The sequence below is a fragment of the Bosea sp. RAC05 genome (genome assembly GCF_001713455.1).
Classification (GTDB): Bacteria; Pseudomonadota; Alphaproteobacteria; order Rhizobiales; family Beijerinckiaceae; genus Allobosea.
Window position 1 is genome coordinate 204613 of sequence record NZ_CP016464.1, and the last position, 15908, is coordinate 220520.

Consider the following 15908-nt stretch of genomic DNA (forward strand, 5'->3'; position numbering starts at 1 on the left):
CCTCCGCGATTAGGGCCGAGGGCCGCGGCCATGGCACAGCTCGGCAGCGACCAGATCCTCCAGCGAGCAGCCGACGGATTTGAACAGCGTGATGTCGTCGTCGGCCATTCGCCCGGCGACGGCGCCCCGCGTGAGGTCGAAAAGGTCGCCGGCGATGTCCTGGGGGAGGAGAACGCCGCGCGCGATCGCCTGGACGATCTCGCCGGCCTCCGCTTGCGCGCCCTCGCGCGTATCGACGAAAACGCGCGCACGCTTGATGGCCTCGTCGTCGGCCTCTCGCATCGTCGGCGTGAAGGCGCCGACGAGATCGAGATGGGCACCGGGCTGTAGCCAGGCACCATGGATCAGGGGCTCGGCGGCCAGCGTCCCGCAGGAGATGATGTCTGCCTCCTGCACGGCCCGTTCCAGGTCACCGGCGACCGTGGCGCCGAGACCCAGTCCGGCGAGCACGCCGACGATTTCTTCCGCCTTGCCGGGATCGCGTCCCCAGACCTGCACGCTTTCGATGGGCCTGACTGCGGCGTGGGCTTGTGCGAGCTTCGGCGCGAGCCGGCCGGTCCCGACCACCAGCAAGCTCCGCGACGCTGGCCGCGACAGAAAGGTCGAGGCCAGGGCGGAGGCCGCGGCGGTCCGCCTCGCGGTCAGTTCGCCGCCGTCGAATGTCGCCGCGATGGCGCCGGTCCGCGCATCGATGAGCAGGTAATGTGCGCCGACCGCTGGCAGTCCGCGCATTCCATTGTCCGGGAACACGGTCACCGTTTTCAGGCCGATATACCGGCCCGGGCTCCATGCCGGCATCAGCAGCAGGGTCGCATCGCGCTCGCCCGGCACCGGCACCGTATAGTGCGGGCGCGCCGGGCTTGTCGCGCCGCGCCGGAAGCCGTCCCTGAGCGCCTCGACCAGCGAGGGCCAGTCGAGTGCGTCTGCAACGTCGCTGTCGCTGAAGTGAGGCATCGCAAGGCTCCGGACGGCTAGGCGATGCGGAAGGTCGGAAGCGGATAGCGCGCCGCCTCCGGCAATGGCAGCGTCTCGACCTTTGCCTTGCTCTTCACGGCAGCCGGATCTGCCGTGATCACGCGTCCAAGCAGGCTCGCCCCCTCTTCGAGTGCGATCTCAGCCAGGATGATCGGCACCTCCTCGTTGAAAGAGGGGTGGTTGGGGCGGGTAATCAGCGAGAAGGACACGATCTCGCCGCGCCCGGAGGCTTCTGTCCAGATCAGGTCCGTGGAGCCAGTATAGGGACAGATCGGGCGCGGATAGAAGAAGGCCGGCCCGCCTTCGCGGCTGCGCTGCAGGAGAAGTTTGCCTTCGCGCCATCCGGCCAGGAAGGCCGCGTTGTCCTCATCCTCGAAGGGCTGCGGATAGTCGGGTTTCTCGATCACTGTACGGCCTCCATGATGATGCTGCTGGCCGAAAGGCCATGGCCGTAGCCGACCATGCCATACCCCGCCACGAGCCCGCGCCGGGCGTTGGCGACCTGGCGGCCGTCCGCCTCGCCACGCAATTGCCGGACGGCCTCAGTGACGCTGAGCAGGCCGCCCGCGATGCCGGCCTGGCCGCAGGAGAGCTGGCCGCCGCCGGTATTCAAGGGCAGGCTTCCGTCCCATGAAAAGCTGTTCTTCGCGAGGAAGGCGCTGACCTCGCCTTTCTTGCAGAAGCCGAGATCCTCGAGCTGGATCGCAACCATGATCGGATAGTCGTCGTAGAGCTGCAGGAGATCCATGTCCTCCGGACCGTATCCAGCGATGTCGTAGAGCTTGCCAGCAAAGGTTTCCCAACCGCCCCGGAGCGGCGCGACCTCCATCGGCGGATGGTTGTGACGCTCGAAGCCGGAGAGGATCCTGACGCCCTTGCCGGGCGGGGCGCGGTCCAGGGTCGTGACCACCACCGCCTCGGCGCCGGCACAAGGCAGCACGCAGTCATAGAGGCAGATCGGATCGGCGATGACGCGCGCATTCATGTAGTCGTCGATCGTCATCGGCCCTCGCAGCAGGGCGTGTTCGTTCTGCCGGGCGCTGCGGCGCTGGTCCACGGAAATCCTGCCGAGATCTTCCCGGCGCGTGCCATATGTCTCCGCATGCTTGCGCTGGATGATGCCGAACAGGCCGTTGGCGCCGCCAAATCCGGTCGGCGTGCCGTAATTGCGCAGGCCGCGGCTGAAATTGTCCATCAGCTTGAAATGCCCGCTGACATCGTAGTTGTCGCCGGCGATGCAGAGGACGGTGGTTGCCTGTCCGCTCTCGATCGCATGTTTGGCGTTGATGACGCTGGCGATCGGGCCAGCGCTGCCCGCCGTACCGAGATAGGCCCATGAGATCGAAAGGCCGAACTGCTCTGCCGTTGTCACGGTGTTGTCGGGCGGGAGCTCGAAGGACGAGATTGCTAGCCCGTCGACATCCTTAAAGGTCAGGCCGGCGGAATTCAGAGCGTTCCGCCCGGCCTCCGCCAAGAAGGAGAAAAGCGTGCGGCTGGTCCGCTTCTCATAGGCCGCGTGGCCGTAGCCAGCTATTCCGATACTGCTCGTCTTCATATCGTCCTCGGTCAGATGATGTTGCCGCGCCGCAGCGCATCCAGTTCGCCCGCGGAGAGGCCGAGCCAACCGCCAAACACTTCGTCGTTGGCGGCTCCCGGGTCGCGGCCGGTCCAGCGGATCGTGCCGGGGGTTTCGCTCAGCTTGGGTACCGGAGCCGGCATACGGATCGGGCCCAATTGCTCATCGACCATCGTCCGGATTGCTTCGCGTGCCGCGACATGCGCATCGCCCAACACATCAGCGATGTCGTTGATCTTGCCGGCGACGACCTTTCTGGCGATCAGTTTGGCGAGCGCCTGTTCGGTCGTCTGCGTCACCATCCAGGCCGCGACTGCGCCGTCGATCGCGTCGCGATGGGTCACCCGGTCCGCCATGGTGCCGAAACGCGGATCGGACTTCAGTTCGGGACGCTCCATCGCATCAACGAGGCCCTCATAGATCCGTTGCGACCCGCAACTGATCGCGATCGCCCCGCCGTCGGCCGTCGCATAGACGTTGCGCGGCACGTCCTCTTCCATCTGGTTGCCGAGGAGCGGCTTCTTCTGGCCGGTCTGGTCGAAGCGCACCACGACGGATTCGATTATCCGCAGCAGCGGCTCGTACAGCGCCACATCGACGATCTGGCCCTTGCCGGTCTGTTCGCGTCGATGAATCGCCGCCATCGCTCCGAATGCACCGAAGATCCCGGCCAGGTAATCCCCCATCGGGAAGGCCGATACGGTGGGCCCCTTGTCTGCATGCCCGGTGAACGAGGCCAGGCCAGAGAACGCCTCGGCGATCGTGGCATAGCCGCCCTGATCCTTGTTCGGGCCGGTCTGGCCCCAGCCGCTGACGCGGACCCAGACGATACGCGGGAAGCGTTCGCTCAGCTCAAGCGGCGAGAGCCCCCAGCGCTCAAGCGTGCCGGGACGGAAATTCTCGATGACGATGTCGCTCTCGCCGATGAGCTTGAGGGCGAGATCGCGCGCCTCGGGCCGCGATATGTCGAGCGTCACGGCGTGCTTGTTGCGCGCCATGGTCTTCCACCACAGGGCCACGTCGTCCTTGTGCGGCGGCCATTCCCGCAAAGCGTCGGGCTTGCCGGGCTTCTCGACCTTGATAACGCGCGCGCCGAAGTCGCCCAGCATCGAGCCGACGAAGGGGCCCGCAAGCATCGAGCCCAGTTCAAGGACCTTGAGGTCGGATAGTGCGCCAGTTGGCGCCTGGGCAGAGTTTGTCGTTTGGGTCATGACGGGCCTGAGCGATCGTTGGAATGGGTTGACGTCAGCGTCGGGCAACGGCGCCGGTTTATTTTTGCGAGGCCGCCACGCGGTCGATGCCCACCATGACGTCGAGCAGCACGACGGCGACGATCGCGACATAGATCGTCGCGGCCGAGATCGCGGCGACCATCGGATCGATGGAGTATTGCACGTAGTTGAACAGCTTCACGGGGATCGGCATCAGCGCCGCCGTGGTGTTGAAAATGCTCAGTTCGACATTGATCCAGGAGATGATCAGCGCGAACAGAGCGCCTGCGACCAGGCCCGGCTTGATGATAGGCAGCGTCACCAAGAAGAAGGTGGAGAACCCCGAAGCGCCGAGGTCCAGCGCAGCCTCTTCGAGCGTCCTGTCGAAGCGCGCCAGTGAGGCGAGCACAGTTCGCAGGATGTAGGGCACGACGATCACGACATGGCCGACGAGCAGCGCCGTGTAGCTGCGTGCAAAGCCGAGGATGCTGGCATATTGCAGCAGCGCCGCGCCTATCACGATCGTCGGCAGGATGAGCGGGGCCAGAAAGATCGTGTTGACGATGCGCATGCCAGGCAGCGTGCTGCGCGTGATCGCCAGCGCCACGGGCACGCCGATGAGCACTGCGATGGCCGTCGAGGCGAAGGCGAGCGACGCGCTGAGGCCGATCGAGTCCAAATAGGAGGTGTCGGCAAGGAAGCGCTCATACCAGCGCAGCGTGAAGCCGACCGGAGGGAAGGTCAGATATTCGGTCTCGGTGAACGAGATGGCGACGATGATGATCAGCGGCAGCGCAAGGAAGGCGAGACCGGCCCAGACCAGCGTCACCAGCAGAAAGCGGCCGATGCGTTCCGAGAGCGTCATCATCCGTTCATTGCCTGGCGGCCGGAGGGCTGCCGCTCGATGAAGAGAAGGGAGAGCGCGATCAAAACCAACGTCACCACGAGGAGCCCGACCGCGAGCGCAGCGCCGAAGTTGAAATCAAAGAGCGAGCCGTATTGCTCGAAGATCGACATCGCCATCACCACGGTCCGACCACCGCTCATGATGCTGGGGACAACATAGGCGCTGACGGCCAGGGTGAAGACGATGAGCGATCCTGCAACGACACCGGGCAGGCTGAGTGGGAACGTGACCCTGGCGAAGGTTGCAAAGCGGCTTGCGCCAAGGTCAAGCGAGGCTTCAACCAGCGACCGGTCGATCGTCTGCAGCACGCCCGCGACCGTCAGCACCATAAAGGGCACGAGGATATAGGTCAGGCCGATGACGATGCTCAGCTCGGTGAAGAGGATCTGCACTGGCCGCTCGGTCAGTCCGAGCGTCATCAGCGTCGTGTTCACCAGCCCCTGCCGCCCGAGCAGGATCATCCAGCCGAAGGAGCGCACGATGTTGCTCGTGAACAACGGCATGATGACGAGGATGTAGCAGAACCGCCGCGCCGCCCGGCTCTGTACAACGGCTACGATGTAATAGGCGATCGGGTACCCGATCAGGAACGACATCAGAGTTGCCAGGAGAGACAGCTTGAAGGTGACATAGAGGACATTCGGATAGTAGCTGTCGCCGAGGATGCGCGCGTAATTCGCTAGGCTCCAGGCGCCGGCCTTGTCCTGGAAGCTCGCTATCACGACGACGCCAAACGGCACCAGGAAGAATGCGGCCATGAACGCGAGCGGAACGCCGATCAGCAGCGCAGCCCAGAAATTGCGGATCCTCATCGGGTCAGGACCTGACCGCTGTCGCGATGCCAGGAGAGCGTGACCGCGTCGCCGGCCGCAAAGGAGGTCGCGCTGACCGTCGCGGTTTGTTGCGCCACGAACCCGAGCCCACCCGCCGTCACCGCATAGATGCGCAACGCATTGCCGACGAACACGACATCCGTCACCCTCGCCGTAACGGTGACGGCTCCGGCCGCGGTCGGGAGCGCCACTGCGCTGACCGTGACGGCCTCGGGTCGCAGCAGATAGGTCACCTGGGCCGCGACCGCTGCCTCGTGCGTAGCCGGCACCGACAGGCCGCCGCGCAGGTCGAGATCGCCGGTCGCTGCGACCTCCGCTTCGAACAGATTGGCATCGCCGATGAAGTCCGCGACATAGCGTTCGGCCGGGGCATGGTAGATCTCGCGTCCAGGCCCGATTTGCGCGATGCGGCCGGATTCCATCACGGCAATACGATCGGCCATGACCAGCGCTTCTTCCTGGTCATGCGTCACGAAGATGAAGGTGATGCCGAGCCGCTGCTGAAGGGCCTTGAGTTCGATCTGCATCTGCTTGCGCAGCTTCAGGTCGAGCGCCCCGAGCGGCTCGTCGAGCAGAAGGACCTTGGGCTTGTTGGCGATCGCGCGCGCCAGCGCCACGCGCTGCTGCTGGCCCCCGGACAGCTGGGTCGGAAAGCGCTCCGCATAGGCGCTCATCCCAACTGTGGCCAGGCATTCCTCCACGATCGCACCCGCGGCGCGAGCGCTGGCGCCGGCCCGGCGCGGGCCGAATGCAACATTCTGAGCCACGGTGAGATGCGGGAACAGCGCATAGTTCTGGAAGACGGTGTTCACCGGCCGGCGGTTCGGCGGTAGGCGTTTCATCGAGCGTCCGTCGATCAGGATGTCCCCTTCACCAATCTCGACGAAGCCCGCGATCGAGCGCAGCAGAGTCGTCTTGCCGCACCCGCTAGGCCCTAGCAACGCCAGGAATTCGCCCTCCGCGACATCGAGCGAGATGTCGTTGAGCACCACCAGATCGCTGTAGCGTTTGGTGAGGTGTTCGACCCTGATGAAGCTGTTCGACATGCGTGCCGGCAATCAGGCGATCGGAATCTGGATATTCATCAGCGGCACGTGCTGCTGGCAGCCATACATGTCGCCTTCGCCGGACGAGCCCTGGGCTCGCGGCCGCTTGATGGTGATCTTGATGGCGTTGGCCATGTCGATCTCGAAAAAGGACGAGATCTCGGACACCGGCAGGCCATAGGCCTTGGCGACCGTTTGGGGCGTGATCGCTCCTGATGACCGGATCAGCTCGTAGTTCGCCTTCTCCTTGCACAGGATGTCGAAGGTGATCCGGAAGGGGCCGGCGTTCTTGCTGCGGACGATATCCGCGATCTCGCGCAGGGGACGGGCGGCCATGTCAGAGCTCCTCGATGGTAACGGGGAAAAGTTCGGTCGGCGACGTGACCTTCATCAGGTGGTAGGCGCTGAACTCGTAGACAGGGCCGACATCGAGGTCCGACGGCGAATAAGGGAAGGCGAGATTGCCTGAGGGGTTGATAATGCCCTCATAGTGATGGTGCAGCATCGCGCCGCTGATCTGGTGGCAAGCGGCGTGCGCCAGCTCCTGCGTCGCGGCCGTGACCTCGATCACCAGCCCGACCTCGCGCTGCGGACCGGATTCCCGTTCCAGCTCCTTCATGACACCGTCGCGACCATAGACATGGAACTGGATCGAAATGGGCAGGGGAGCGAAATACGCGTTCGCCCGCCCCTTGAGCTGATCGAGAATGCCGTCCAACGCGGCGATCGTGGTGGGGCAGCGGATGCCGGCGATCGAGATCGAGCGGTATCCCGCGACGCGGGCGCCTTCGAGTTTGACGTAATAATCCTCGGTTTCGGTCAACTTCGCGCCCCTGACGCGAACCTGGCGCTCGCCGAGCTGCTCGAACGAACATGCCGACAGGTCGATCTCGTGGCCGGGGCCGCCCTGCTTGAACGGATTTTCGCGTTCATAGAGCGAATGCGCCGAAACCGATTTCACCGAGGCGCGCCGGTTAATGCTGCCGGGCTCGAGCACGAAGCTGTCCTCGTGAATCGTTCCAAGCATGACGTCCATGGCGAATGGCTCAGCCGAAAAGGCTCCGCATTCGAGGATCTTGCCCATATGGATCGCCAAAGCGGGATCGGCGCCTTTCCAGATCGGATAGGCGGCGATCACCGAATCGTCGCAGGCGCGCCCGGCGATGATGACGTCCGCCCCGGCGTCGAGCGCTGCGCAGATCGGCTCGTGCCCCATTTGGGCGACAAGGGTCACGGTCTCGTCGAGAGCCTCTTGCGTCAGCGCGTAGCCGGCTTCGAAATCGATGATCTCGCCGCTGGCGACTGCGCGTTTCGCCCGCTCGATCGGAATGTCGGAGCGGATCGTGGCAAGCTTCAATGACAGTCCGTTTTCGCGGGCGATCTCGCGGACGAGCGCGGCGGTACGGTCGACCTGAACGCCTGATCCGGCGCCGCCGACGCTGCCGACGATGACGGGAATGCCCGCGTGCCGGCCGGCACGGATCAGGGACGTCAGCTCTCGCCTGATGCTGACGTCGGAGACCAGCGGCTTGCCGGAGCCAAGATAATGCGGGCCGGGATCGGTCGAGCCGGCATCGACGGCGATGACCGCCGGATTCAGCGACATGCCGCGCGCCAGTGCTTCGTCGCCGAAGCCATATCCCAGCGTCCCAGTCGGCGTGAGTACGGTAATGGCAGTCATCTGAGCCTCGTTCGACGGGCCGCCGATTCTGGAAATGCGCCAGCGCCGCGCCGTGTGTTGGTTATGCCCGGCCATTGAGGCCGCGACCCGCTGCCAGGGTCAAATCGCTTGTTCGGCGTCAGCCATAACCGGCGGATATGTGTGAGCGCCTTCGCGCCAAAGGCGATGCCGCGCTTACGGCTCGTCCCCGATCGATCTCGCCATTTCGGCTAGCTTTGCGGCGAGCTGCAGGCGGACATGGTCGATCAACGCCTGCGTGGCGAGCGAGGGCTTCCTGAAGCTTGGCGTCAGGACCCAGATGTTGAAATCGACCACCGGGCGGAATGGACGCACGATCAGTTGGTCCCTGCCGAAGCCCTCAGTGCTCAACGGATCGACGATGGAAACGCCGACACCGCTTGAGACGAAGGAGCAGCAGGCTTCCGTCAGCTGCACCTTGATGACGATGTTGCGCTCCGATCCGCTCTCGACGAAGACTTGGTCGATCTGGAGCTGGGCGCGGTCTTCGTCGACCATGCCGACGAAGCGTGCATTGTGCAGGTCACCGGCATGAATGATCTCTTGCGCCGCCAGCGGGTGATCCGGCGGCAGGACGCAGACGGCCCGCATCGAGCACAGCTTGTCGAAACGGACGCCGGGGCGATCGGGTGCGAACATGCCGAAGCCGACGTCGTGCCCCTGCGTCGCCATGGTCTCGACGAGGAGCCACGAGTTGCGGCTCGACATTTCGATGCGCAGGCCCGGCCGCGATTTTAGAAATCCGCCGAGGATCGGCGGCAGCACACGCGACGCCAACGACGGATAGCAAACGACATTGACCTCACCATAGTCAAAATCCCTGATCGCGCGTGCGCGAGCCGAAACGGAATCGACGCCGAGAAAGACCCGCTTCACCTCCGAATGGAGCATCTGGCCTTCTGCGGTCGCAATCACGCCGTTCTTCTGCCGATGGAACAGCGCGAAGCCGCATCGCCGTTCCAGCAGGAAGATCAGCTTGCTAACGGCGGGCTGCGACAGGCCGAGCCTTTCGGCTGCCCTGGTGAAGCTGCCGAGCTCCATGATCGCCTTAAAGGCTTCGAGTTGGCGGATATTCATAGCCGGAGGTTATCTCAGATGCCTTGATTTCAATTTGATGCTGCGCGCCCGGCGCGGCCTGATGCGTGGACCAGGGGAACGATGCCAAAATGGCGAAGGAGAAGCTATGCCGGGGATGAATTCATACATGCTGTCGAAGGCCGCGCTTGTTGCGCTGCTGGCGGCTGCGCCGGGCGCCGTCATGGCGCAGGAATCGATCACCGTCGCGACCTATGGCGGCGAGTGGGGCGCTGCGATGCAGGCCTGCATCATCGATCCCTTCACGCGCGACACCTCGATCCGCGTCGTGCCCGAGCCAGGCGTGTCCGGGGTAACGCTGAGCAAGCTGCGCCAGCAGAAGGACGCGCCGACCCTCGACGCGGTCTGGATCGATGGCGGCGTCTCCGAGATTGCAGCTGGCGACGGGGTGATCGCCTCCGTCGATCCGACGAAGGTAACCGCCGTGTCCGGCATGATCCCGGAAGGCGTCTACAAGGGCGCCGACGGCAAGATCTTCGCGCTCAGCACGGGCTTCTATTCGCTGGGCCTGGCCTACAATGCGCGCGACATCAAGCAGCCGCCGGTGTCTTGGCTCGATCTGTGGAAGCCCGAATTTGCCGGCGCAGTCACATTCCCCAGTCCCTCCAACGCGATGGGCGTTCCGTTCATCGTGCATCTGGCGGGACTGACGGGCGGCAGCATCGACAATGTCACCCCGGCCTTCGAGAAGCTCAAGCAACTCAAGGTCGCCGCTTATTTCGATACGGCAGGGGCAGGCACCAATCTGTTCCAGAGCGGCGAGGTCGTCGTCGGCGCGCACTATGCGAGTTCGGCCTACGCCCTGCGCGACCAGAAGCTGCCGATCGCCTTCGTCGTGCCGAAAGAAGGTGCGATCGGCGGCGACATCCGCCTCCATCTCGTCGCCAACAGCAAGAAGCAGGCGCTAGCCGAGAAATTTATGAACTATGCGATCGGCACGACGCCAGCGCAGTGCATGGCCGAGCGTATCTATGTCGGCCCGGCGACCACAAATGTGACGCTGTCGGAGAACGCCAAGCAGCGCATGCCATGGGGCGCCGACGGCTCAATCAAGAGCCTCGCCCTCCCGGACTGGGTCAAGATCAACGCCAACCGGGCCGCGATCATCGAGGCTTTCAATCGCACGGTGGTCGCAAAGAAGTAGGCGTTTCCGGCCAGGACTGGGGCCTGACAAATGGGCCGCAGCGTTGACGCTGTGGCCCACGTCCGGTCGTATCCATCGACATGAGAGCGGAGCCGATGCCTGCTGGATGACGAGCGGTCGCAGGGATTGTGGTAGCTTTCCGCACCGCCGCCACCGAAGACGAGGCCGCTGCAAGGCCAGGTGGCGGCCGATGTCGTCATTATCGGGGCCGGCTATATCGGGCTGTCGGCTGCACTCCATCTGGCGAAGGGCGGGAGCAAGGTCGTGGTGCTCGAAGCCGCCGAAATCGGCTTCGGCGCGTCCTTCAGTAATTCTGGCTTCGTCATACGGGGCTTTGGGTCATGCCGGACGACCTGATCGCCACGCTCGGCCCGATCTATGGAAACCGGCCGATCGGTCTGCTCGGCGAAACGCCGCGCGAGGTTTTCGCGCTGACACAACACTATGGAATGAACTGCCAGGCCGACCATCGCGGCACCTATCACCGCGCCGTCGGCGTTGCTCTATGAAGGTTTGGTTGTTGACTACAGCCCTAAGCCCGCAATCGGCAGATTTCGCCCGGGCGAACGGCTGGCGATTTTGGCCCCTAGCCGACCTCTGGAACGTCCGCTTCCAGGCAGCTCATTTGTGTGGCGGTCTGGCTGCCGGACGTGGCCCTAGCCGACATCCAGAACGTCCGCTTCAGGTTCGTCGCACCGTCTGCAGATCGGATCAGCAGAGATTGCAGACGGTAAGTGGCTTCTTAAGCACAGCATCATAGTGGTCGCCGTGCCGCCCAGCATCTGGGCGCTTGCTACTGCCGGCCTCCATCGACCGCGCCCAGGGAACGTTCCCCGCGGCGTTACACGGCCAGCTTTGTGCCAACGGTGCCGCCAGGGCCGATCGCGGCAACACGGGTCGGGCGTGTTCCACCGGGGCCCGCGAGGCGCAGCGCTGCAGGTTGATCCGTAACAGGGATCTGAGAAACCATGGCCTTAACAGGCTCGCTGGGAACGCTCGCGGTCAAAAGCCCGGCAGCGAAGAACAGGCCCGCAAGGATCGCGACCGCGAGGCAGCCCTTGGGCCGTTTGCCCCCGGCCGGAGCGTCGACTAGGCCCTTCCTCACGACGCTCTTATAGGTCGGCAGCGCGTCTGGTGCGACACGCTCGCCATCACAGGGCGAGCGCAATGCATCGATCGCCGCCAGACAGGATAGCTTGAGGCTGGAGTCCGTTTTGGCCTTGATCGGATCGGCCTCGACAGCCGCGCTGGCAAGCGCGAGCGAAATAACCGCCTTGTTATTGTCGATCCGGCGGATCCAGCCGTCGCCAGGCAGGAAGTCGCGAAGAACCGACGAGAACCGGGCCAACTCTTTGTCGGTCGGTAGAAGTTCGGCTGTCTCATGAACGCAGAGCGCCTTGTCGGCTCCGTTGATCGTCAGCTTCCAGGCACCCTGCTCATTCAGCAGCGCGAGGCTGAACAACTGCTCCGCTGCGACCGACTTCATCGAGTCGGCCCGCGCCGCAATGAGCGCCGCCGGACCGGCTTGCAGGCCAAACGCCCCACTGCGAACCTTGGCGGCGAAGTTGGAGAAGAGGTCGTAGGCCAATTTGAAGCGGATGACGCAGGACTGGCGGATCTCCTGCTTGCTCCGCCCGAGGAGGCCGGCGAAGCTCTCGGACTCCATTGCGTCCCATTGAAGGTCAGCGAACATGTAAGAGGCCATGGCGTGGTTCCATGCCCCGGCCGCATCGCTGGCCTCCGCGATATCGATCAGATGGAGCAGAAAGCCCTCGAGGGCGATGGGCGTGCTGCCCTTCCCGATCTCCTCGCTGAGGCGGTCATAGGTATCGCGCCAGTACATCTCCAGTGCGATCGCTTCGCGCGGGAGCCCCAGAACTTCCGCCGAGATCGGTAAGATGAGCAACCGGGTGCGCGCCTGCGGGCTCGAACGCCCCTTCGCGAGGCGCGACAGCGCCCGCTCATCAAGCGACGCAGCCTCCTTCACGGAGGTGGTCGCGATCGCGAGCATTTCCTCTTGGGTAAACCCGAGCGCTTTGCCGGCGGCAACGCCGATGTCTTCGGTGCGCATCTTCTTGCCCATACCCGTTTCTCCGTTAGCGTTCGCACGCGAGATGACGACACCGTTCGCCGGTTGCCCACACCGAACTGAAAAATTTTGGTGCGCCGCCGCTCATTTTTTATAGAGCCCCCAAAATCCGAGAAAGCAGCATCCAGCCCGAGATTTCGGCAGTGCAGGTTTGCCTCCAGCATTTTGGAAGCAGGAGCGCTTGCAATGAAATCAATAGTCAATCTTGGCCGTGACTTCGCCAATTCTGTGGCGGATCTCTTCGGCCGCGAAGCGGCACAGGTCGAGCCGAAGACATCGCCCGGCCGGCGTCGCATCCTTGTCGTCGGAGGCGGCCCCGCCGGTCTCGCGTTCGCGACCTCGCTTCACGCCATTGCCGGCGCGCAGCTCGACCTCACCATCGCCGACGCGCGCTGGATCGAGGACGGCCGGGTCGTGCGGTGGCGCAACGTCCTTGAGGGCGTCAATCGGCGCGAACAAGTCGTGACGATACAGTCCCTGGTGTTTGATCGCTTGGCTGAGCCGGTCCGTTCGGCGATGTTTCCGGCCGGGGGCTACGCGGAGGTTTGGCCGCTAAGCCGGGAGTCACCGGCGGAGCGCGGGTTTCCGCGCAATGTCCGTATTCGCGATCTCGAAGATCGGCTGCTTGAGCTGGCTCGCGCCCAAGGACTGCGCCTGCTCGCTAAACGCGTCGAACCGGATGCGCTGCGACTTGAGGATTGGGATCTCGTCGTTATCGCCGATGGCGCAAACTCGCGCGTCCGGGATCACTTCACCGCAGCGTTCGGGCGCGCCGACCACACTCCCTATGCACTGCGCGGCAGCCAAGTCGTCGACAACGTCCTCGGCCTCAGAGTGACGTCGTTGATGTCCGAGACATCGAGCGTGATCATGACGATCGCCCAGCAGCGCTACCTGTTCAACGGCATCGGCGGCGACGGTCTGCTCTATATGAGGCTGACGGACGACGAGGCTGCGGAGGTCCGCGGTCGTGTCGCCGGCAAGTATGAATTCCGTCCGTGTCTGCAAGCTAACCCCTGCCAGGTCACCTGGCGGGCCAATAATGTTCGCAAGGGCTTCTACTGTGCGGGCCGCGGTTCGCAGTTCGTGCCTGCGGATGATCCGAATTCCTATCTCTGGAAGCGCTTGTTGGAGGGGCTTGCGCTGTTCGGCATTCCGAAGGAGGCGCTCGTGGCGGTGACGACCTTCCCGCTGTCGATGAGCCGCCGCGGCGCCTTCAGTGCGCAACTCAACCCGATCGGATCCGAGCGGACTGTGTTTGGCGCCCTAATTGGGGACGCCGCTGGCGTGACGCACTTCTGGCCCGGGCGTGGCCTAAACAGGGGCCTCTCGTCGGCCTATGCGCTGGCAGTGGTCCTGAGCCGCCTTGATCCGGCGGCACCACTGCGGTCGGCGGATTTCGCCGAATTCGAAGGTATAATGGCCCAGCTCCAGAGCCGCCATCAGGACCGGGCGTGGCGGGCGATGGTTCAGATGCGCGGTGAGCGCGTGCTGCCGATCAAGGAGATCATCCGCGATGCGATCGCACAGCCGCGCGCCAGCCGTGAAATCTTGATCCGCACCATGCAGGTTCGCGTGGCAGAGTTGGTTTCGGGCCTGACCGATCGGCTTCCAATCAAGCCCGATCTTACGCAACTGTTTGCCGCGCTCGACCGCGTCGACGACGAGACGCTGGCGGTGCTTGTCGAAAGCCGCGGATGGGAGACACGGGAGTCGGGAGGCCCAGAGATCGACGTGGAGGCGCTCCTGCGTGTCAGCAAGCGCGAGCCATAACCGGCAGCCCCTCCACTGGATGATGCTGGGTGGCGCAGCTGCTCGATCGGCTCACGAACGCGGTGCGAGAGGTTGCGCTCTCGACGTTGAAGCCCAACGAAATGCGCACTGGCCGTTCTACGACCGACTGATAGCGTCGATCCCGCGCGCCCGACACAATTCCGAGCGTCCGCTTCATGGAAGAGCACTAATGTCAGGAGGTGCATCTCGCCCCGGAGCAAGCCCGGCGCGTCTGGAACTACGGCTCATTTGCGGGGGCGGGCCCACTCGCCGACCGCGGCGTCATCCTCGAAGACGGGTACGTTCAGGGTCCAGCGCGGAATGGTCCGCATATCATTCAGCCCGGCGAAGACATCTGTGAAGCCGCCTTTCGGCACTGTCTCGCGGAGGGCAGCGTCGATTTCTTCGCCGAAGCCGCGGAATCCTTCCGCGACCACCTCGCTGAGATGGATCTGGTTCCAGGTTGCGCCGAGTGAGGGATCTTGGAGCAGGACCGCGGCCGTCTCCATCGACCTGAACGTTCCTAGCGTGCCCATGGCGACCAGCTTCGCCGCGGCAGGCCCGATGTAGCGGTGCATGATGTCTCGGTAGTCGGCCAGTCGGGAAGGATGCACATCGAGGTACTCGATCGAAGGCCTGCGGTCCGGGCGATGCGACGAGCCCCTCCAGTTGGTCGGGAACACGAATGAGCCGGGCGTCGTGAGCAGGATTTCCGCCCGCAGAAGCTTCACGCCCGGGACCGGAGGCGAACGGACAAGGTGATCGATCACATCACCCGGGATGAAGTCCCGGAAGTAGGTGAACTCGGCATGGCTCCAAACAGCGGCATCGGATTGCCCTCTGAAGATCGAGCCGTGCCGGTACAGGCCTCGGCCCAGGCAGGTGCTCCCGATTTGGCGCCACGCGATCGCTTCCTGATCGAGTACGCGATCCGCCTGCTCCGAGGCCGCATGAAGAGTTCGTCCCAGCACGACCCACCGATGGCTGGGCTCGATCGCGATCAGCTGTCTGCCCGTGTCCGCATTCATGGGATTCATGTTCCCGTTTATCGTCGGCAGAAGCGCCGAAGTCGGGCGCGGCCACGATCGAAAACGATGGTCGCATCAGCTTAATCCACCGTCCATTGAATCGGCAGCAGGCCAGCTTGCCGTCAGCTTGGGTTCGTGCTATGTTCCTTCTATCGTGACCTATTCGGGCACCGACTTGAGGCCAGCTAGATTCCACAACACGCGGATACCTAGCCTCTTCTGATCGCCGAAGGAAAACGGAAGTTGCCCCGCGCACGATAGTCAGGCAACGCCATGCGGCATCCGGGGGCCGATGGTAATAAAACCGGGTGGTCTTGAGGGTGGCGGTAGTACGTCACCCTGGCGTCGTTGGATCGAAGTAGGGGTCGGCGTAAACAGATCCCGTTGGTAGTAGCGCGAGACCCGCGAAACCAACCGTGCCGGGCAAGTGCCGTTCCCGGACGAAGTCGAGTGAGGCACGGAACTAATCTTGCCGGTCCACGGCAGGATTGTCCGTGGACTCGACTCGATGAGCATCTTTTACGCCCTAAAT

Annotated in this window: 16 protein-coding genes; 4 read left to right on the plus strand and 12 right to left on the minus strand. The window is 64.0% G+C overall.

What is annotated here, in order from left to right; translation table 11 throughout:
• Nucleotides 1-9: 9 nt before the first annotated feature.
• The 10 genes from lhpI to BSY19_RS04495 form a co-directional block, all read right to left on the minus strand.
• On the minus strand, nucleotides 10-954 hold the full coding sequence (lhpI, locus tag BSY19_RS04450) for a bifunctional Delta(1)-pyrroline-2-carboxylate/Delta(1)-piperideine-2-carboxylate reductase (protein WP_069053093.1): 945 nt from the start codon (nucleotides 952-954) through the stop codon (nucleotides 10-12).
• A gap of 17 nt (nucleotides 955-971) precedes the next feature.
• Nucleotides 972-1382: a Zn-ribbon domain-containing OB-fold protein gene (locus tag BSY19_RS04455; RefSeq protein ID WP_069053094.1), complete on the minus strand. Its 411-nt coding sequence runs from the start codon at nucleotides 1380-1382 to the stop codon at nucleotides 972-974.
• Complete coding sequence (locus BSY19_RS04460; RefSeq protein WP_069053095.1) at nucleotides 1379-2530, minus strand: thiolase family protein; 1152 nt, start codon at nucleotides 2528-2530, stop codon at nucleotides 1379-1381. Before BSY19_RS04460 ends, BSY19_RS04455 begins: the two co-directional genes overlap by 4 nt.
• 11 nt (nucleotides 2531-2541) lie before the next feature.
• On the minus strand, nucleotides 2542-3762 hold the full coding sequence (locus BSY19_RS04465; RefSeq protein ID WP_069053096.1) for a CaiB/BaiF CoA transferase family protein: 1221 nt from the start codon (nucleotides 3760-3762) through the stop codon (nucleotides 2542-2544).
• A gap of 58 nt (nucleotides 3763-3820) precedes the next feature.
• Nucleotides 3821-4627, minus strand: coding sequence for an ABC transporter permease (locus tag BSY19_RS04470; protein WP_069053097.1), 807 nt, complete (start codon nucleotides 4625-4627; stop codon nucleotides 3821-3823).
• Complete coding sequence (locus BSY19_RS04475; RefSeq protein ID WP_069053098.1) at nucleotides 4627-5481, minus strand: ABC transporter permease; 855 nt, start codon at nucleotides 5479-5481, stop codon at nucleotides 4627-4629. Before BSY19_RS04475 ends, BSY19_RS04470 begins: the two co-directional genes overlap by 1 nt.
• Nucleotides 5478-6548, minus strand: a complete 1071-nt coding sequence (locus tag BSY19_RS04480) for an ABC transporter ATP-binding protein (protein ID WP_069053099.1) — start codon at nucleotides 6546-6548, stop codon at nucleotides 5478-5480. Before BSY19_RS04480 ends, BSY19_RS04475 begins: the two co-directional genes overlap by 4 nt.
• 12 nt (nucleotides 6549-6560) lie before the next feature.
• Nucleotides 6561-6884 carry a DUF4387 domain-containing protein gene (locus BSY19_RS04485; RefSeq protein ID WP_069053100.1) on the minus strand — a complete coding sequence of 108 codons (324 nt, stop codon included), beginning with the start codon at nucleotides 6882-6884 and terminating at the stop codon, nucleotides 6561-6563.
• A gap of 1 nt (nucleotide 6885) precedes the next feature.
• Nucleotides 6886-8229 (minus strand): acyclic terpene utilization AtuA family protein, encoded by a 1344-nt coding sequence (locus BSY19_RS04490; RefSeq protein WP_069053101.1) that lies wholly within the window; start codon nucleotides 8227-8229, stop codon nucleotides 6886-6888.
• A 174-nt stretch (nucleotides 8230-8403) separates the two neighbouring features.
• Nucleotides 8404-9324 carry a LysR family transcriptional regulator gene (locus BSY19_RS04495; RefSeq protein ID WP_069053102.1) on the minus strand — a complete coding sequence of 307 codons (921 nt, stop codon included), beginning with the start codon at nucleotides 9322-9324 and terminating at the stop codon, nucleotides 8404-8406.
• 127 nt (nucleotides 9325-9451) lie between these two features.
• Between BSY19_RS04495 and BSY19_RS04500 the strand changes: the two genes are divergently transcribed.
• The 3 genes from BSY19_RS04500 to BSY19_RS27890 all read left to right on the plus strand — a co-directional run bounded on the left by BSY19_RS04500 (nucleotide 9452) and on the right by BSY19_RS27890 (nucleotide 10995).
• A complete protein-coding gene (locus BSY19_RS04500) occupies nucleotides 9452-10486 on the plus strand; it encodes an ABC transporter substrate-binding protein (RefSeq protein ID WP_069056855.1) in 1035 nt (344 codons plus the stop codon).
• A gap of 180 nt (nucleotides 10487-10666) precedes the next feature.
• Nucleotides 10667-10843, plus strand: a complete 177-nt coding sequence (locus BSY19_RS26925; protein ID WP_269466157.1) for an NAD(P)/FAD-dependent oxidoreductase — start codon at nucleotides 10667-10669, stop codon at nucleotides 10841-10843.
• On the plus strand, nucleotides 10828-10995 hold the full coding sequence (locus BSY19_RS27890; protein WP_171905084.1) for a hypothetical protein: 168 nt from the start codon (nucleotides 10828-10830) through the stop codon (nucleotides 10993-10995). The genes BSY19_RS26925 and BSY19_RS27890 overlap by 16 nt, the downstream gene beginning before the upstream one ends.
• Nucleotides 10996-11327: 332 nt before the next feature.
• On the opposite strand, the gene BSY19_RS04505 is transcribed toward BSY19_RS27890, so the two are convergent.
• A complete protein-coding gene (locus tag BSY19_RS04505) occupies nucleotides 11328-12569 on the minus strand; it encodes a hypothetical protein (protein ID WP_069053103.1) in 1242 nt (413 codons plus the stop codon).
• A gap of 192 nt (nucleotides 12570-12761) precedes the next feature.
• Between BSY19_RS04505 and BSY19_RS27440 the strand changes: the two genes are divergently transcribed.
• A complete protein-coding gene (locus BSY19_RS27440; RefSeq protein WP_150129494.1) occupies nucleotides 12762-14348 on the plus strand; it encodes an FAD-dependent monooxygenase in 1587 nt (528 codons plus the stop codon).
• Between the two features lie 245 nt (nucleotides 14349-14593).
• Here BSY19_RS27440 and BSY19_RS04525 read toward each other — a convergent pair whose 3' ends face one another.
• The gene (locus BSY19_RS04525) at nucleotides 14594-15385 is read right to left on the minus strand and encodes a hypothetical protein (RefSeq protein ID WP_069053107.1); all 792 of its coding nucleotides are present in this window, start codon (nucleotides 15383-15385) and stop codon (nucleotides 14594-14596) included.
• Nucleotides 15386-15908: the final 523 nt, after the last annotated feature.